The organism is Burkholderia sp. Bp9004 (assembly GCF_003858025.1).
GTDB classification, from domain to species: Bacteria; Pseudomonadota; Gammaproteobacteria; order Burkholderiales; family Burkholderiaceae; genus Burkholderia; species Burkholderia diffusa.
In genome coordinates this window covers 1-16,913 of sequence record NZ_QTQD01000047.1, presented here as the reverse complement: position 1 = coordinate 16,913, position 16,913 = coordinate 1, and the positions used below count along the sequence as shown (strand labels likewise).

The 16,913-nt window shown below is 66.4% G+C and carries 16 protein-coding genes and 1 pseudogene; 14 read left to right on the top strand and 3 right to left on the bottom strand.

Annotated features, from left to right (window positions below; all coding sequences use genetic code 11):
- Positions 1-124: 124 nt before the first annotated feature.
- Both DIE08_RS32940 and DIE08_RS32935 read right to left on the bottom strand, forming a co-directional pair.
- On the bottom strand, positions 125-1,540 hold the full coding sequence (locus DIE08_RS32940) for a heavy metal sensor histidine kinase (protein ID WP_124905960.1): 1,416 nt from the start codon (positions 1,538-1,540) through the stop codon (positions 125-127).
- Positions 1,537-2,208 carry a heavy metal response regulator transcription factor gene (locus DIE08_RS32935; RefSeq protein ID WP_124627599.1) on the bottom strand — a complete coding sequence of 224 codons (672 nt, stop codon included), beginning with the start codon at positions 2,206-2,208 and terminating at the stop codon, positions 1,537-1,539. Before DIE08_RS32935 ends, DIE08_RS32940 begins: the two co-directional genes overlap by 4 nt.
- A 266-nt stretch (positions 2,209-2,474) precedes the next feature.
- Between DIE08_RS32935 and DIE08_RS32930 the strand changes: the two genes are divergently transcribed.
- The 11 genes from DIE08_RS32930 (at position 2,475) to DIE08_RS32875 (ending at position 12,954) form a co-directional block, all read left to right on the top strand.
- Positions 2,475-2,849, top strand: a complete 375-nt coding sequence (locus DIE08_RS32930; RefSeq protein ID WP_124627597.1) for a hypothetical protein — start codon at positions 2,475-2,477, stop codon at positions 2,847-2,849.
- 88 nt (positions 2,850-2,937) lie between these two features.
- Positions 2,938-3,231: a hypothetical protein gene (locus DIE08_RS32925; protein ID WP_124905958.1), complete on the top strand. Its 294-nt coding sequence runs from the start codon at positions 2,938-2,940 to the stop codon at positions 3,229-3,231.
- Positions 3,228-4,769, top strand: a complete 1,542-nt coding sequence (locus DIE08_RS32920) for a TolC family protein (protein WP_124905956.1) — start codon at positions 3,228-3,230, stop codon at positions 4,767-4,769. Before DIE08_RS32925 ends, DIE08_RS32920 begins: the two co-directional genes overlap by 4 nt.
- Position 4,770: 1 nt before the next feature.
- The gene (locus tag DIE08_RS32915; RefSeq protein ID WP_124905954.1) at positions 4,771-6,066 is read left to right on the top strand and encodes a multicopper oxidase family protein; all 1,296 of its coding nucleotides are present in this window, start codon (positions 4,771-4,773) and stop codon (positions 6,064-6,066) included.
- A gap of 73 nt (positions 6,067-6,139) precedes the next feature.
- The gene (locus tag DIE08_RS32910) at positions 6,140-6,487 is read left to right on the top strand and encodes a copper-binding protein (RefSeq protein ID WP_124905952.1); all 348 of its coding nucleotides are present in this window, start codon (positions 6,140-6,142) and stop codon (positions 6,485-6,487) included.
- 14 nt (positions 6,488-6,501) lie between these two features.
- On the top strand, positions 6,502-6,882 hold the full coding sequence (gene copC / locus DIE08_RS32905; RefSeq protein ID WP_124905986.1) for a copper homeostasis periplasmic binding protein CopC: 381 nt from the start codon (positions 6,502-6,504) through the stop codon (positions 6,880-6,882).
- Positions 6,879-7,820 carry a copper resistance D family protein gene (locus DIE08_RS32900; protein WP_124905950.1) on the top strand — a complete coding sequence of 314 codons (942 nt, stop codon included), beginning with the start codon at positions 6,879-6,881 and terminating at the stop codon, positions 7,818-7,820. Before copC ends, DIE08_RS32900 begins: the two co-directional genes overlap by 4 nt.
- A gap of 189 nt (positions 7,821-8,009) precedes the next feature.
- Positions 8,010-9,821, top strand: a complete 1,812-nt coding sequence (locus DIE08_RS32895) for an ExeM/NucH family extracellular endonuclease (protein WP_124905948.1) — start codon at positions 8,010-8,012, stop codon at positions 9,819-9,821.
- A 339-nt stretch (positions 9,822-10,160) separates the two neighbouring features.
- Positions 10,161-10,400 (top strand): hypothetical protein, encoded by a 240-nt coding sequence (locus DIE08_RS35840; protein ID WP_185715936.1) that lies wholly within the window; start codon positions 10,161-10,163, stop codon positions 10,398-10,400.
- A 230-nt stretch (positions 10,401-10,630) separates the two neighbouring features.
- Entirely contained in the window at positions 10,631-12,481 is a 1,851-nt protein-coding gene (locus tag DIE08_RS32880; RefSeq protein WP_124905946.1) for a S10 family serine carboxypeptidase-like protein, read from the top strand.
- Between the two features lie 83 nt (positions 12,482-12,564).
- Positions 12,565-12,954 (top strand): 2-oxoglutarate dehydrogenase, encoded by a 390-nt coding sequence (locus tag DIE08_RS32875; protein ID WP_260436611.1) that lies wholly within the window; start codon positions 12,565-12,567, stop codon positions 12,952-12,954.
- A 145-nt stretch (positions 12,955-13,099) separates the two neighbouring features.
- On the opposite strand, the gene DIE08_RS32870 is transcribed toward DIE08_RS32875, so the two are convergent.
- A complete protein-coding gene (locus DIE08_RS32870; protein WP_124627581.1) occupies positions 13,100-14,125 on the bottom strand; it encodes a helix-turn-helix domain-containing protein in 1,026 nt (341 codons plus the stop codon).
- Between the two features lie 261 nt (positions 14,126-14,386).
- Between DIE08_RS32870 and DIE08_RS32865 the strand changes: the two genes are divergently transcribed.
- The 3 genes and pseudogenes from DIE08_RS32865 to glyA all read left to right on the top strand — a co-directional run.
- Positions 14,387-15,634 (top strand): D-arabinono-1,4-lactone oxidase, encoded by a 1,248-nt coding sequence (locus tag DIE08_RS32865; protein ID WP_124905942.1) that lies wholly within the window; start codon positions 14,387-14,389, stop codon positions 15,632-15,634.
- 33 nt (positions 15,635-15,667) lie between these two features.
- Positions 15,668-16,447, top strand: a complete 780-nt coding sequence (locus DIE08_RS32860) for an SDR family NAD(P)-dependent oxidoreductase (protein ID WP_059608046.1) — start codon at positions 15,668-15,670, stop codon at positions 16,445-16,447.
- Positions 16,448-16,767: 320 nt separating this feature from the next.
- A pseudogene (glyA, locus tag DIE08_RS32855) lies at positions 16,768-16,913 on the top strand (serine hydroxymethyltransferase); the annotation flags it as partial.

The window sequence follows — 16,913 nt, the reverse complement described above, 5'->3', positions numbered from 1 at the left end:
GGTCGCTTTCGGCAAGCGCGTGCGGTCATATCCGTTCATGCGTGCGGTCAAGCCGCCTTGTGACGGACGCCCATGCAGTATCGGGAAGCAATCGGCATGCTCGCGCGGCGGCGTCATCCGCGTGTCACGAAACGCGGGCCGGGAAGTGAAGCGCGAAGGTCGTCCGTCCGTCGCGGCTCACGACTTCGACCTTGCCGCGATGCAGCTCGACGATCGACTTGACGATCGCGAGCCCGAGCCCGGTGTTGCGCGCCGCGCCGTGCCGCGACGAATCGATCCGGTAGAAGCGCTCGAAGATCCGCTCGATCTGTTCGGGCGGAATCGCGATGCCGCGGTTCGTGACCTCGACGACCGCGTAACCGGGCCGGGTCGATACGGCCAGCTCGATCGTCGATCCGGCTTCCGCGTGTTCGAGCGCGTTCGAGACGAGGTTGCTGACGGCGCGCCGGAACAGTGTCGCGTCCGCGACGACCGGCGCTGCGCCGTGTACGTCGAGGCGCACGCCGGCCTCGTCGGCCAGCGCCTGGAAATACGACGCGAGCCGGCGCAGCTCGTTGCCGGCGTCGAGTTCGGCGGTCTTCAGGTGCTGCCGCGCATTGTCCGTGCGCGCGAGAAACAGCATGTTCTCGATCATCCGCTGCAGCCGTTCGCATTCCTCGATGTTCGAATCGATCAGCGCTTCGTATTCCTCGGTGGTGCGGGCACGCGACAGCGTGACCTGCGACGCGCTGATCACGTTCGCGAGCGGCGTGCGCATGTCGTGCGCGAGATCGGACGAGAACTGCGACAGCCGCACGAACGCGCGCTCGAGCCGGTCGAGCATCCGGTTGACCGATGTGGCGAGCTCGCGCAGCTCGATCGGGCCGCCGCGCGCATCGAGGCGCGCGGCCAGGTTATGCGCCTCGATGCGCGACGTCTGCCGGCCGAGGCTCTCGACCGGACGCAGACCGCGGGACGCGACCGCGTAGCCGAGCGCGCCGACCAGGAGCGCGCCGAGCGCGGCCGCGAGCCAGATGTCGACGCGATAGCTTTCCAGCAGCGACTGGCGATCCGCCGCCGTGCGCGCCAGCGCAACCTGAATGGTTTCGCCCGACGGCAGCGTGGCGCGCGCACGGACGCAGCGCGACGTGCCGATGCCGGGCGGCGAGCACGTGAATGGGCTGGCCGCCGCGCCCGCTGCACCGGCCGGCTGCGGCCGCGCGATCACCGACGCGAGCGTATGGCCGGCTTCGTCGGTGTGTTCGACGAGCGGGCGGTTCGCGCCGTCGTAGATGCCGAGATAGACGCCCGGATGCGACAGCAGCACTTCATGGAAAACGGCCGGATCGGCGCGCAAGGCGGCGGTCGAACCGCTCGCCCGCGCGAGCTGCAGGAACTGGTTGAGCTTGCCGGCGATCTCGATATCGTCGCGCCGGGTCAACTCGGCGGACAGCGAGCGATACAGGTACGCGCCGGTCAGCGCGAACACGAGCGCGGCCACGACCGCGAACGCGAGCGTCAGGCGCCGGAGCAGCGAATAGGGCGCGGGGCCGCCTTTCATGCGCGATCCTCGAGCACGTAGCCCATCCCGCGGATCGTGTGGATCAGCTTCTTCTCGTACGCGTTGTCGATCTTCGCGCGCAGGCGCTTGATCGCTGCATCGACGACGTTCGTGTCGCTGTCGAAATTCATGTCCCAGATCTGCGACGTGATGAAAGTGCGCGTCAGCACCTCGCCCTCGCGTTCCGCGAGCAGCTGCAGCAGAGCGAACTCCTGCGCGGTCAGGTCGATGCGGGCGTCGGCGCGTCGCACGCGGCGCTTGATCAGGTCGACTTCGAGATCGGCGATGTGCAGGATGTCTCGGGAATTGCGCGGCACGCGCCGCAGCAGCGAACGGATGCGGGCAAGGAACTCCGCGTACGCGAACGGTTTGAGCAGGTAGTCGTCGGCACCCAGTTCGAGCCCCGTGACCTTGTCCTCGATCGCTTCGCGGGCCGTCAGCAGCAGCACCGGCGTCTGCTTCTGCGCGCGCAGCCGCCGGAGCACCTCGAAGCCGTCCAGTTCCGGCAGCATCACGTCGAGCACGACGAGATCGAAATCCTCGTGCAGCGCGAGGAACAGCCCGTCCTGGCCGTTCTCGGCCACGTCGACCGTGTAGCTTGCCTCCGTCAGCCCCTTGCGGAGGTACGACGCCATCTTGGGTTCGTCTTCGACTATCAGTATCCGCATGGTGGAGCAGGCCGTTCGTGATTCCAGCCGGTCAGTGTAACGCGTGAGCTTACGGCGCAGCGGGTGCGCGAAAGATGACCGCCGGATGACGGAATTTTCATGAAGCACGCGTGCGATGCGTCGCCGTACTTCATGAAAATTCCGTCATGTTTCGGCCATGTCGTCGTCACGCCGGCGGCGATAAGCTGCGGCCGTCTCGTATCCGGCGCGCGTCGTCGCGGCGCCGCTTCCGTTCATCCGGTCATCGTCTGCCTGATTCCGCATCCATGTCGTATTGGCGCAAATTCATCCTCGTTGTGCTGCTGGCGCTGTGCGTGCCGATCCAGTCGTTCGCGACCGTGTCGACGCAGTGCGCGGGTGCCGCCGCGCCGCATGCGGGGGCCGGTGCCGATGCCCAGGCTGCGTCGCATGCGATGCCGAGCGCGCACGGCGAGCGGCATGAGCACGGCGACCACGCGCGGCACGAGGCGCCTTGTTCCGCCTGCGGGTCCTGCTGTTTGGGCTCGGGCATGGCGGAGGTGCCTGCCGTGTCCGTTACGTCGGACGTCGGCCTCGCGGTCGTCACGTTCGCGCCGTCGACGGTCGTCGTGTCGTTCTTGACCGGCGGCATCGACCGGCCACCGCGCCGGATTCCCGTCTAGTCCGTGTCCGTGGCCGACCGGCCGCGATCCGCAAACCGTGCCGGCGAACGCTCGACATCCGCCGCACGACTCACGACGAGAAACATCCATGCGATTGATTACTGCGGCGCTGCTTGGCGCGGCGGCGCTCGTGCCGTCGCTCGCGCCGGCGCAAACCGCCTTTCCCGATCCGGCCGACGCGGCTGCGCCGGTGCCGGACGTCACGGTGACGTCCGCGTTCGACGGCTACGTGCCGTATCGGGACGACGCAGGCCCGGGCTGGAAGCAACTGAACCGGGACGTGATGGCGCGGCCCGCGAAGGGCGGCACCACCGGACACGCGAAACCCGAAAATGCGGCAGCCGGCGCGGCCCATTCGATGCACGGAGGGGCCGCGCAATGACGAGACTTGCGATTTCACCGCGGTTCGGCGCAACCGTGCTCGTGCTGGCATTCCTCGCCGGCTGCACGACATTCTCGAAGGACGGCGGCTTCGACGCCGTGTCGTCCGTCGCATCGGAGCGCATCGGGAAGGTCGCCGTCATCGTCAGGACCGACGCCGACCGTGCAGCCGTCGACAAGCGGACGAAGGAACTGCTCGAGAAACCGCTGTCGATGGACGACGCGGTGCAGCTCGCGCTGCTGAACAACCGTGGCCTGCAGGCGTCGTACGCGGAACTCGGGCTGTCGGAGGCCGATCTCGTGCAGGCCGGCCGGCTGCCGAACCCGCGCTTCTCGTTCAGCCGCACGCGAGCCGGTGACGGCGAACTGAGCCTCGGCCGCACGTTCTCGGCCAACGTGTTCGTGCTGCTGACGCTACCGCTCGCGACGAACATCGAACGCCGCCGTTTCGAGCAGACTCGGCTCGAAACCGCCGACGCGATGCTGAGGGTCGCGGCCGACGCGCGCCGCGCATATGTCGAAGCCGTCGCGGCCGAACAGGCCGCGAATTATGCGCAGCAGGTTCGCGACGCCGCGAGCGCCGGAGCCGAACTCGCGCTGCGCATGCGCCAGGCCGGCAACTTCAGCCGGCTCGACTACGCGCGCGAACAGGCGTTCCATGCGGATGCTGTCGCGCAGCAGGCGAAGGCGCGGCAGCAGGCCGTGGCCGCGCGCGAGAAGCTCACGCGCGCGATGGGGCTGTGGGGCGAGCGCACGCGGTACGCGCTGCCCGAGCGCTTGCCCGACCTGCCGAAGGCACGCCCCGATCTGCCCGATCTCGAACGCTATGCGATGAGCAACCGCCTCGACATCCAGGCCGCGAAGCTGCAGACGCGGGGCGTCGCGTCGTCGCTCGGGCTCAGCAAGGCGACGCGCTTCGTCAACGCGGTCGATCTCGGCTACGTGAACAACTACGAGACCTCCAAGGGGCACGAGCACGGCTACGAGATCAGCGTCGAGATTCCGCTGTTCGACTGGGGCGGCGCGAAGGTCGCGCGGGCCGAGGCCGTCTACATGCAGTCGGCGAACCGGCTCGCGCAGACGGCGATCGACGCGCGCTCGGAAGTGCGCGAATCGTACGCGGCATACACGACGAGCTACGACGTCGCGAAGCACTATCGCGACGAAGTCGTGCCGCTGCGCAAGACGATCTCGGACGAGTTGCTGCTGCGCTACAACGGGATGCTCGCGAGCGTGTTCGAGCTGCTGGCCGATGCGCGCGACCAGGTCGGCGCGGTCAACGGCTACATCGATGCGCTGAAGGACTACTGGCTCGCCGAAACCGATCTGCAGGCGGCCGTCGGCGGCCGGCTGCCGACCGCGCAGCCGACGCAGCCGACGCAGCCAACGCAGCCGACGCAGCCGATGCAGCCGATGCAGCCGACGCAGCCAACGCAGCGTGCGGACGCGCCCGCCGCACCCACGACCGACGCTGCACCGCAGCCGGCTTCTTCACCCGTGGCGCAACCGGCGCCCGCAACGCATCCGGAAGGTCATTGACATGGTGTCCCGTCGACAATTTCTCAGCGGCTCGGGCGCCGCGCTGCTCGGTGCGGCGATGGTCAGCAAGGCCGGCGCGGCGTCGCTGCCCGAAGCGCCCACGATGGCGAAGGCCGGCACGCAGCCGCCGCTCGTGCCGCCCAACGGCCGCCCGTACACGCCTGTCGCGACGCTGAACGGCTGGACGCTGCCGTGGCGAATGAAGAACGGCTGGAAGGAATTCCACCTGACGGCCGAGCCCGTCGTGCGCGAGATGGCGCCCGGGATGAACGCGAACCTGTGGGGCTACAACGGCCAGTCGCCGGGCCCGACGATCGAGGCCGTCGAAGGCGACAAGGTCCGGATCTTCGTGACGAACCGGCTGCCCGAGCACACGACGATCCACTGGCACGGGCTGCGGCTGCCCAACGGGATGGATGGTGTCGGGGGCCTCACGCAGCCGCACATTCCGCCGGGCAAGACCTTCGTCTACGAGTTCCAGCTGGAGGCGCACGGCACGTTCATGTATCACCCGCACGCCGACGAGATGGTGCAGATGGCGATGGGGATGATGGGCATGTTCATCGTGCACCCGAAGGATCGCGCGACGATGCCGGTCGATCGCGACTTCGTCTTTCTGCTCGCCGCGTACGACATCGATCCGGGCAGCTACACGCCGCGCGTGAACGAGATGACGGACTTCAACATGTGGACGTTCAACTCGCGCGTGTTCCCGGGCATCGACCCGCTGCCGGTGCGGGCGGGCGACCGCGTGCGGATTCGTTTCGGCAACCTGACGATGACGAACCACCCGATCCACCTGCACGGCTACAGCTTCGAGGTGGTCGGCACCGACGGCGGCTGGATTCCGCCGGCGGCGCGCTGGCCGGAGGTGACGGCGGATGTCGCCGTCGGCCAGATGCGCGCGATCGAGTTCACCGCCGATCGCCCGGGCGACTGGGCGTTCCATTGCCACAAGTCGCATCACACGATGAATGCGATGGGGCATCAGGTGCCGAACCTGATCGGCGTGCCGCAGAAGGACATCGCGAAGAAGATCGGCAAGCTCGTGCCCGACTACATGGCGATGGGCAGCACGGGCGGCGCGATGGGCGGCATGGAAATGCCGCTGCCCGACAACACGCTGCCGATGATGACGGGCACCGGCCCGTTCGGGCCGCTGGAGATGGGCGGCATGTTCACGGTGCTGAAGGTCCGGCAGGGGCTCGGCCGCAACGACTATCGCGATCCGGGCTGGTTCCGGCATCCGAAGGGCACCGTCGCGTACGAATACACCGGCGAATTGCCGGACGGTTGAGCCGAGGGCAGCATGCGGCGGCCGTGACGATGCGGCCGCCGGTTTTCGTTTCATTCACTCAGGAGCACGCACGATGAAGAAGGAACTGGTTTCGATTGCAACGGGTTGCATGCTGGCGTTGTCCGCCGCGTCGTACGCGGCCGGCGACATGGCCGGCATGGATATGAGCGGCGGCGCGATGCAGGGCGCCGCCGCAAAGCACGAGATGTCGCACGGCGAGATTCGCAAGATCGACACGGGCACGGGCAAGCTGACGATCAAGCACGGCCCGCTGGACAACCTCGGGATGGACGCGATGACGATGGCGTTCAAGGTGAAGGACCCGGCGATGCTGTCGCAGGTGAAGGTGGGCGACCAGGTCGACTTCGTCGCCGAGGACGTGGGCGGCGCGTTGACCGTCGTCGAGCTGAAGAAGCCGTGACGCCGGGCATGACCATGAAAATCACCACGCTCGGGCGGCTGGCCGCCCTCGCCGCTGCCGGCGCGATCGCCGCCGCCGTGCCGGCCGCGGCATTCGCGCACGGCAAGCTGGAAAGCGCCGCACCGGCGACGGGCAGCGCGGTCGACACCGCGCCCGACACGTTGCGGCTGACGTTCAACGAAGACCTCGAACCGGCGTTCAGCTCGGTGAAGGTGTCGGACGCGAACGGCAATGCCGTCGCGCACGAAAAGGCGAAAGTCGATGCGTCGAATCCGCGCGTGATGACCGTCGGGATACCGAAGCTTTCGCCCGGTGCGTACACGGTGCAGTGGGTGGCGATGACGGCCGACGCGCATCGCACCAAGGGCACCTATTCGTTCAGGGTGAAGGGGTGAACGAGGGCCTCGTCGGCCTTCTGCGGCTCGTGTCGGTGGCGATCCAGAACACCGGGTTCACCGTCATCGTCGGCGCGCTGCTCGGCAGCCACTGGCTCGCGCGCGGCGAGTCGGCGTGGCAGCACGGCATCGCGCGGCGTCTCGTCGCGACGCTGCGCATCGCGTCCATCGTGTCGCTGCTCGCGAGCATCACCGCGTTCTGGGCGCACTGCGCGCTGATGAGCGACGTGTCGATGCTGGACGCCTGGCCGGCTGTCCGCGCGATGCTCGCCGGCACCGGCTTCGGCCACGCGTGGCTGGCCGGCGCGGTGTTCACGGCCGTCGTCGTGCTGCTGTCGTTGCTCCGGCGTGCGAACGACACGCGCTTTCCGTTCGCGATGTGGGCCGCGCTCGCAGGTGTCGCACTCGCGCGCAGCAACGGCGGGCATCCGGTCGACGCGGGCCTGTTCAGCGTGCCGGTGTGGGTCGACTGGCTGCATCTGCTGGCAATCAGCGCGTGGGTCGGGCTCGTGTTCGTGACGGCGTTCGGCGTGATGCCGCGTCTTGCCGGCATGCCCGCGAGCGAACGCACGACCGGCGCATCGTTCGTGCAGTCGCTGTCCGATGCGTCGACGTACGCGTTGATCGTGCTGTTCGCGACCGGCGCTTACAACGGCTGGCGCGGTGTCGATACGCCCGCGAACCTGCTCGGGTCGACGTACGGGCAGATCCTGCTGCTCAAGCTCGCGCTCGTGCTGATCGCGGCGGCGCTCGGCGGACACAACCGGTTCTTCGAGATGCCGAAGCTGCTGGCCGCGCTGAAGGACCCGGCGGCCGCGACGCCGGCCGACCTGTTGCGACGGTTCGGCGCGGTGTTGCGGATCGAGGCGGTTGTGCTGGCCGGCGCGCTGATGGTGGCCGCCGTGCTCGTGTCGAGCGCGTTGCCGGGGACGGTTTAGCGCCACGGTCGGCAGGCGAAGCCGGTATCGGGAAATCGTCGCAACCGCGGCGGTTTTGGTCAGACGATTTCCCGCTTTCCGACCGTGAGCGCGATGTCTGATTATTACATCCATCTATCTTCTGGTTACTAACAACTGTCATCGAGCGCCGCTAAGCTTTCGCCATCCTCACAACCGGGATTCCCCGTCATGCGCTCGACAATCCGCCTGTTTGCCCCGCTATTGCTGCTGCCCACGCTTGCCGCACCGGTCTTCGCCGCCACCGCCGCTCCGGTCAGTCCGAACTGCGGCGGCAGCACGACGCCGATCGCCGACATCCAGGGGCCCGGCGCGCCGTCGCCGCTCGCCGGCCAGAACGTGTCGATCGAAGCGGTCGTCACCGCCGATTTCGGTGGCACGGACGGCTTCGGTGGCTTCTTCGTCCAGCAGGCCGACGCGCAGCGCCGTAACCAGCCGGGCGTCTCCGAAGGCCTGTTCGTCTATGCGCCGAAAGTGCGCGCGAAGGCCGGCGATCTCGTGCACGTGACCGGCAAGGTCGAGGAAAAATACGGGCAGACGCAGCTCACGCTGTCGGGCGCGATCGCGGTGTGCGCGAACAACCAGACGGTCACGCCGGCGACGCTCTCGCTGCCGATCGACAACCCGAACGCGTTCGCCGCATATGAAGGGATGCGCGTGCGCCTGCCACAGACGCTCACCGTCACCGAAAATTACGAACTCGGCCGCTACGGCAGCGTGTTGCTGAGCAACGGCCGCCTGCGCACACCGACGAGCGTGGTGCCGCCGTCGCAGGTGCAGACGCAGATCGATGCGAACGCACGCAACCGGCTGGTCCTCGACGACGGCTCGAACAAGCAGAACCCGGCGACCGTGCCGTATCCGGCGCCGGAACTGTCGGCCGCGAACACGTTGCGCTCGGGCTACACCGTGCGCGACGTCGAAGGCGTGCTCGAGGTGCGCTACGGCGCATGGCGCGTGCAGCCGCTGCCCGGCGCGGCCGCGCCTGCTTTCGACACGCGTTCGAACCCGCGCACCAACGCACCGGCGCGCGATCCGAAATCGAACCTGCGCGTCGCGTCGTTCAATGTCCTCAACTACTTCAACGGCAACGGTCTCGGCGGCGGCTTCGATGATCCGAACAACCGCGGCGCGAAGAACTACCAGGAATTCCAGCGCCAGGAAGCGAAGATCGTCAGCGCGCTGAAGGCGCTCGACGCCGACGTGATCGGCCTGATGGAAATCCAGAACAACGGCTACGGCGAACTGAGCGCGGTGCGTCAGCTCGCGGCGAAGCTCGGCAGCAACTGGCGCGTCGTCGATCCGGGCACGTCGCGCCTCGGCGGCGACGCGATCACGGTCGCGATGATCTACGACAGCCGCGCGGTCGAACCCGTCGGCCGCGCGTCGACGCTCGCGATCGACGACAAGAACCGCCAGCCGCTCGCGCAGTCGTTCCGCCGGATCGGCGGCAAGCAGGCGTTGACGATCGCGGTCAACCACCTGAAGTCGAAGAACTGCCCGGACGCCGCGAACGACGACCTCGACCAGGGCGACGGCCAGGGCTGCTGGAATCCGACGCGCACGCGCGCGGCCGCGAAGCTGGCCGACTGGCTCGCCGGCAACCCGACGGGCGTCGCAGGGCAGGGCACGCTGCTGATCGGCGACTTCAACAGCTACACGTATGAAGACCCGATCCGCCTGCTCGAATCGCGCGGCTACCGCAACCTCGTGTCGCGCTGGATCGGCGCCAATGCGTACAGCTACGTGTACAACGGCGAAGCCGGCTACCTCGATCACGCGCTCGCGTCGCTGCCGCTCGCATCGCACGTGAAGGCCGTGCACGAATGGCACATCAACGCGGACGAGCCGCTCGCGCTGCAGTACACGCTCGCGTACAAGTCGGCCGAGCAGCAGAAGACGTTCTACGCGCCGGATGCGTATCGTTCATCGGACCACGATCCGGTGCTGATCGATATCGCGTTGCCGGGCAACGGGCGCTGATGGCTGAATCGAATGTCTGAAGTACGGCGTGCGACGTTGGCGCACGTCGTCGCGCGGGCGGTGCTTGTGCCGCTCGCGCTGCCTCTCTCCCCCTCGGCCGTCACGTGCCCGATTCGCGATCGCTGTCATGCGATCCGGAATGCGTGGCGCGAATGACGGCTTCTTCATTGTGAATGCCCCCGCATTACGCATCAATGCCGCTTGGCGCACTCCGCGGTTTAATTACGATGTCGGGTAAATAATTCCATTGCGTGTCCGGGAGATAATCCGAATCGGTATTTTTTGGATAATGCCGATTTTTATTCAATGAATCGCGCCAATCGATTCGGGATAATTAAAATGAAAGAAAAATCCTGTCGATTTGAAGGGCGTCCATGCGCAATGCCAAAGCCTGGAGGGGTTGCCCAACATGCGAGAACGCCGCCGCATTCCAATAAAAACGACTCATATAACAAGCCAGGCGCGAACAATCGTGTTTTCTTTCAAATGCCAGACACTGATCGCCGTTTGCATCATAAGAGATTTTTTAATATCGGAATGATCTTTGACAACGCAGCGCAGCACCACCTATTTTTGTGATGTCGTAAATTTTGGTCATACGATAAGTCGTTGAAACTGCAAAGGGGGCGGCGTTACCCGCATCATTCTCCGCCAGCAGTTTGCTGTGTCTGTATCAAGTTCAGTCTCTCGAAGAAATCCAGTCCCCAACCGCCGTCTGCCGACCGTGCAACGCGAGTGGCGGGTATGCCTGCGCGTTTTTCGCCGGCGATGGCGGCCCGTGTGAAGCGGTATCCGACCCAAGGACAGAGATGAAACCAGACAGGAGCAGTACCGGCAGCCGCCGCGCGCGTCGCGGCTGGCCGGCCGGGCTAGGCGCATTGACCGTCGTGACGCTCGTGCTCGCGGGCTGCGGCGGCGACGATTCGTCGTCGGTCGGCGCGTCGAGCCTCGCGCAGGCCACAGCCAGCCAGCAGGCCAGCGCGCAAGCGGCGGCCGACAGCCAGTCGCCGGCGGCGAACCAGCCTTACGTCGACCCCGTCGCCTATTCGATGAACGCGACCGACGGCCTCGCGGCCGCGCAGGTCTCGGAGAAGGCGGCGGTGATGCATTACCAGTGGAAATCCGGCGGCACGACGGTCAGCTACACGACGACCACGGGCCACCTGACCGCGCAGGACGCGAACGGCAACGCGGAAGCGTCGATGTCATACGTCGCGTACACCGCGCCGAGCACGAACGGCAAGCCGCGCCCCGTCACGTTCGTCTATAACGGCGGCCCCGGATCGTCGTCGATCTGGCTGCGCCTCGGCTCCTTCGCGCCGACGCGCGTCGCCACGCCCGATCCGCTGTTCGGCAACAACTGGCCGAACTATCCGCTCGTCGACAACGCGGAAAGCCTGATCGACACGACCGACCTCGTCTTCATCGACCCGCCGGGAACTGGGCTGTCGGAAGCCGTGCTGCCGAACACCAACCAGAAGTACTGGGGTTCGGACGCGGACGTCAACATCATGCGCGACTTCATCCAGCGCTACCTGACCGTCAACAGCCGCGGCACGTCGCCGATCTACCTGTACGGCGAGTCATACGGCACGCCGCGTAGCGACATGCTCGCGCTGGCGCTCGAATCGGCCGGCGTGCACCTGACCGGGATCGTGCTGCAGTCGTCGATCCTGAACTACTTCGCCGATGCGGTGGAAGCGGTGGCGATCACGCAGTCGACAGAAGGGCTGCTGCTCGAGACCGATACCGTGGCCGGCTACCTGCCCGGCTATGCAGCGGTAGCGGCGTACTTCAACCAGGTGTCGCCGGCGCCGGTCAACCCGTATCTGTATGCACTGCAGACCGAGTTGTTCACGACGCTGATCTACAACCAGTTGCAGCAGTACTCGCAGTCGTGGGTGCTGAGCCAGCTCGGCATTCCGGATGCGCTCGGCACGCCGGTGTTCCCGAGCGATGCGACGCTGAAGCTGTGGTCGCTGCCGTCGAGCCTCACGCAGCAGGCGCTGCGCGGCTACTTCAACGCGAATCCGTTCGGCACGAGCCTGCTGCCCGGCACGACGATCGGCCGCTACGACGGACGTGTGTCGTTGCCGAACTCGGATCCGCGACTGCAAGCGGACGGCGATCCGTCGGACATCCTGATCTCGCAGCCGTTCACGAACGCGCTCGCGACGCAGATGCCCGACTACCTCGGCTACACCGCGCCGAACGCGACTTACCTGCCGCTGAACGACAACATCATCCAGGTGTGGGACTTCTCGCATGACGGCCAGCCGATGCCCGACTCGATCCCCGATCTGCTCGGCGCGCTGCAGCTCAATCCGAAGCTCCGGGTGCTCGCGGAAAACGGCCTTCACGATCTGGCGACGCCGTTCTTCAACACCGAGAAGCAACTCGCGCGGCTGCAGACCGTGAAGGGCCTGAACCCGAAGCTGCAGGTGAACTTCTTCCAGGGCGGGCATATGACGTATCTGGATGACGTGGCCCGTCCGCAGATGAAGCGCGACCTGAAGATCTTCTATCAGGGCAGGCGGATTCCGACGGCGCTGACGCTGCGCACACTGCCGCCGCCGTGGCCGGACGAGAACCCGGCCGGCACGCCGACCGGCAGCGTGCCGGGCACGACGGCCGCGACGACGCTGGCGGTGGCACCGTAAACGACGGACTCCTTGCGAAAAGGAACCCTCTATTCATCCATTGAATGCGAGTGATCATGTCCCTAATCAACTTGATGCGGCGTATGTCTGCGTTGACCGTCCTCGGTGCCGCGATGAGCAGCGCCCATGCACTGCCGCCGCAGGAGGTGGCACCGGTGAAGCTGCCGCACGGCGGGCACGGTGTCGACGGTCCGTTCTTTCCTTCGACCCGCGTGGCGCCGGTATTGCCGTCGACCGGCGCGACGCTGCAGCAGCAGGCGCAGCGGCGCGTCGACGCCCGGCTCGGCGGCAACACGGTGCTGAGCAACGGCGCGGCGGTGACGAAAGCGCAGGCGCAGAGCAGCGGGCTGGGCTTCGTCGCGAAGCACTTCGACGAGATCGATGCGAAACACACCGGTCGCGTGACGATGAGCGATGTGCGGCAGTTCATCCAGCAGCGGCAGGTGCAGGCGGAGCAGGAACAACAGGAGTGACGGTGTAGCGAGGTCGTGCGCAGGGTGGTGGCCGGTGCCGGCCGCTCCCTGCTGCGGCGGCCTGCTTTCAACCCGCCGCGGCGCATGTCCGGCCGCGGCTTTCTTCATGGAAGCTCAGTTCATGCGCAGGCAACGCGAAGCCGCGTCACGTATCACGTGATCGATGTTCAGCTTCCCGGTGCGCGTAACGCCGCGCCGTCGCCGACGGCAACTCGCCGAACATCGCGCGGTAGTCCTGCGCAAAGCTGCTCAGGTGCCAGAAGCCCCACTTCGTCGCGGCCGACGTCACGGACCCGCCGAGCCGCAGCTCGCGGCGAACGTGATTCAGCCGGACGGCGCGCAGATAGGCGATCGGATTCAGGTTGAGCGTGTCGTTGAACGCGTATTGCGCGGTACGCCGGCTGATGCCGAGCTGCACGCACAGTTCGGCGATCGACAGCGGGCACGTCGACGCATCCTGCAGCCGCTCCTGCACCGCGTTCACGAGCGACCAATACTTCGTCCGCCGCGTCGCGAGGGCGTCCGCGTCCGGCGCGGGCATCGTCATCGCTTCGGAAATCGCATACAGCACGGTCCGCTCGAGCAGTTCGATCCGCTCCTGCGTCGTCACGTCCTCGATCGGCGTGCTTTTCGCGGCCGCGGCCATCGTGTGGCGCAGCAGGTCGCGCAAGCGGTCCGCGACCTGGGGCGTCATCGGGATCAGCGGCGCGAAGGTACGCGCGCGCAGCGACGCGGCGAGTGTGCGCATCGCCTCCGTCGACAGCTTGTCGGGTTCGATCTCGACGTTCACGAGCACGTGCCGGTCGGGCGAATAGAACTCGAACACGGGCTGGCTCGAGAACACGTGCAGGCTGTCGCGCCCGCTCTTCTCCCCGCACATGCGTGCATGGCCTTCGAGTTCCAGCGGCACGGCCACCGCGATGCGGTCGGACGGCACCGCGCCCTGCTGCAGGATCACCTTGTCGAGGTCCTCGACCAGGAGCCGGATGCCGCCGAGCGACACGATGGACGACGAGCCATGAAACAGGCCGCCCGAGATCTGCGTGTAGTTGAGATCCCAGCCGTCGAAGATCCGCGCCTGTTCCTCCACGTCGGTGAACGCGCAGAACGCCACCGTTCGCGCAAACGGCGGGGCGCCAGAAAAATCGCTCGGATCGGCGGACGGCGTCATCGGAGTCGGGAAGGGGCGGGCCGGATCGATGCATTGTAGCCGCTGCACGAGCCGGTCAAAAAACCCGATGGCCCGATTCCCCGAAGAAACCCTCGCTTGCCGAAATCCGATAGTGAAAAGCCGGCTGGCGCAATACCTTTGGCACGAACGGAACACAACGCATCGCATCGCGCCGGCGCCGGGAGCATCCCGCTTCGTTGCCGGACGAACCGAACACGGCTGCCGGCGTGGGACCGGCGGCACACTTCTGGAGAGACGTCGATGGAGCTTCCACGTGGCGGATTCTGGCGGAACTGGGTGGGCAATCAGTCGTGCGTTGCCGCGCACATCGCGTCGCCGACCAGCGAGGCGGAGATCGCCGAGCTGGTGCATGCGGCGACGAGCCAGGGCAAGAACGTCCGATGCTCGGGATCGGGACATTCGTTCACGCCGGTCGTCGCGACGAGCGGCCTGCTGCTGTCGCTGAAGGACCACCAGGGCATCGTCGCGGTCGACGAGCAGCGAAAGCGCGTCACGGTGAAGGCCGGCACGCGGATCAACGCGGTGACGCGTCATCTGAAGGACATCGGCTTCTCGCTCGTCAACCAGGGTGACATCGATTCGCAGGCCATTGCCGGTGCGCTCGCAACCGGCACGCACGGCACGGGGGTGACGCTGAGCAATCTGTCGTCGCAGGTCGTCGGGATGCGGATCGTTCGCCCCGACGGCTCGATCATGGAGGTGAGCGACAGGCAGGACCTCGAACTGCTGCACGCGACGCAGGTGAACATCGGCCTGTTCGGCGTGGTGTCGGAGCTGACGCTGCAGGTGACCGACGCGTTCTGGCTGCACGACCGCGTGTGGCGCGAGGACTTCGAGGCGCTGATGGAAAAGTACGACGACCTCGCGGCCACGCACCGGCATTTCGGTTTCTTCTGGTGCCCGACGTCCGAAAGCCGCCACCTGTACTGCCTGCCCGACACCGCGAAGGTGTCGAACTCGAAGAAAGACTACGACGTGTGCGAAATCAAGGTGATGGACATCACCGACGAACGCACGTTCTTCGAAGGCGAGCACGAGAAGATCGCGTACAGCGCCGAGGTCTATGCGATTCACTACGTCGCGAACTTCCACGAACTCGAATACGCCGTGCCCGCCGAACACGGCAAGGAAGCGCTGCGCCGCGTGCGCGACCTGATCCTCACGAAGCATCGCGACTGCATCTTCCCGGTCGAGTACCGCTTCACGAAGGGCGATCCGGCGTGGATCAGCCCGTTCAACAATCAGGACAGCGTAACCATCTCGTGCTCGGGCGGGCCGAACGGCGTCGACTACTGGCCGTTCCTGAAGGACGTCGACGACATCCTGCGCGATTACGGTTCGCGTCCGCACTGGGGCAAGCTGCACTTCACGAACCGCGATGACGTGGATCGCTGGTTCCCGAAGGCCGAAGCATTCCGCGAACTGCGCCGCAGCGTGGACCCGGAAGGCCGTTTCCTCAACGATCATCTTCGGACGCTGTTCAGCTGAGCGGTCCGAACGAACCAGACTGGAGAGCGACGAATGAATGCCAAGATTGACGGACGCCTGGCCGGCAAGGTCGCCATCGTGAGCGGCGGCGCGGGCGGATGCGGCGGCGCCGCGTCCGAACTGTTCGCCGCGCAGGGCGCGAAGGTGGCGATCATCGACCGCGACGGCGACGCGGCCGAAACGCTCGCGTCGCGGCTGCGCGATGCCGGCTTGCAGGCGATGGGCGTCGGCGCCGACGTGTCGAAGCAGTCGGAGGTGCAGGCGGCGGTCGACGCGGCACGCCGGCAGTATGGCAATGCGGACATCCTGTTCAATCACGCGGGCACGCTGATCGTCAAGCCGTTCCTCGACATCGAGGAGTCGGAATGGGACTGGCTGATGGGCGTGAACGTGAAGAGCATGTTCCTGATGACGAAGGCGGTCCTGCCGCAGATGCTGGAACAGGGGCGCGGCAGCATCGTCTGCACGTCGTCGATCTCGGCCGTCTGCGCGACGCCCGGCGAGGTGCTGTATGACGCGACCAAGGGCGCGTGCCACATGTTCGCGCGGGCGATCGCAGTCGAATACCGCGACCGCGGCATCCGCTGCAACGCGCTGGCGCCCGGGTTCATCCGCACGCCGCACGGGATGCGCGAGCTCAAGGATCTGCAGGCGATGGGCGTGGACGCGACCGAAGCGGCTATCGCGGTGCAGCAAGGCCGGCTGTGCGAGCCGTCGGAAGTGGCTGCGGCCGCGCTGTTCCTCGCGTCAGACGAATCGAGCTTCGTCAACGGTACCCATTTGTTCGTCGACAACTGTTTTTCCGCTGTTTAGGCCCCGATATTCGCAGGAGGCCGAAGGGCAGGCACGAATTCTCCAGGAGCGGCAGGTCCCGTCGAAGGTTCCGCAGCGATGCGGGCCTTCGATTTTTTTTGCGGGTTCGCCGCGCGATGCGTCCTAGCGGATTGTCGTAATCCTTCTATCTGAACGAATTTGCGTCTGTTGGAATGGCAATGCCGAATCACCGTTCAGCCGGCATCGCGGGGCGGCATGGTTGATGACGTCATCGAGCGCCGGTCCGGCGCTCGGCTTCGCGGGTCCGGGCAAGTCCGGCATACCAGGGTCAATCCATCACTTTCTTTTGATCAATCATCATGTTCAATCGCACTACCAGCACCGTCGCCAACGTCGATCCGGAACTCTGGACTGCCATTCAGGACGAGAACCGCCGCCAGGAAGAGCACATCGAGCTGATCGCGTCGGAAAACTACACGAGCCCGGCCGTGATGGCCGCACAGGG

Coding starts and splice junctions, on each gene's coding strand:
- DIE08_RS32940 (WP_124905960.1), bottom strand. CDS start 1,540: ATGAAAGGCGGCCCCGCGCCCTATTCGCTGCTCCGGCGCCTGACGCTC.
- DIE08_RS32920 (WP_124905956.1), top strand. CDS start 3,228: ATGACGAGACTTGCGATTTCACCGCGGTTCGGCGCAACCGTGCTCGTG.
- DIE08_RS32910 (WP_124905952.1), top strand. CDS start 6,140: ATGAAGAAGGAACTGGTTTCGATTGCAACGGGTTGCATGCTGGCGTTG.
- DIE08_RS32865 (WP_124905942.1), top strand. CDS start 14,387: ATGGAGCTTCCACGTGGCGGATTCTGGCGGAACTGGGTGGGCAATCAG.
- DIE08_RS32870 (WP_124627581.1), bottom strand. CDS start 14,125: ATGACGCCGTCCGCCGATCCGAGCGATTTTTCTGGCGCCCCGCCGTTT.
- DIE08_RS32930 (WP_124627597.1), top strand. CDS start 2,475: ATGTCGTATTGGCGCAAATTCATCCTCGTTGTGCTGCTGGCGCTGTGC.
- DIE08_RS32875 (WP_260436611.1), top strand. CDS start 12,565: ATGTCTGCGTTGACCGTCCTCGGTGCCGCGATGAGCAGCGCCCATGCA.
- DIE08_RS32895 (WP_124905948.1), top strand. CDS start 8,010: ATGCGCTCGACAATCCGCCTGTTTGCCCCGCTATTGCTGCTGCCCACG.
- DIE08_RS32915 (WP_124905954.1), top strand. CDS start 4,771: ATGGTGTCCCGTCGACAATTTCTCAGCGGCTCGGGCGCCGCGCTGCTC.
- DIE08_RS32860 (WP_059608046.1), top strand. CDS start 15,668: ATGAATGCCAAGATTGACGGACGCCTGGCCGGCAAGGTCGCCATCGTG.
- DIE08_RS32925 (WP_124905958.1), top strand. CDS start 2,938: ATGCGATTGATTACTGCGGCGCTGCTTGGCGCGGCGGCGCTCGTGCCG.
- copC (WP_124905986.1), top strand. CDS start 6,502: ATGAAAATCACCACGCTCGGGCGGCTGGCCGCCCTCGCCGCTGCCGGC.
- DIE08_RS32935 (WP_124627599.1), bottom strand. CDS start 2,208: ATGCGGATACTGATAGTCGAAGACGAACCCAAGATGGCGTCGTACCTC.
- DIE08_RS32880 (WP_124905946.1), top strand. CDS start 10,631: ATGAAACCAGACAGGAGCAGTACCGGCAGCCGCCGCGCGCGTCGCGGC.
- DIE08_RS35840 (WP_185715936.1), top strand. CDS start 10,161: ATGAAAGAAAAATCCTGTCGATTTGAAGGGCGTCCATGCGCAATGCCA.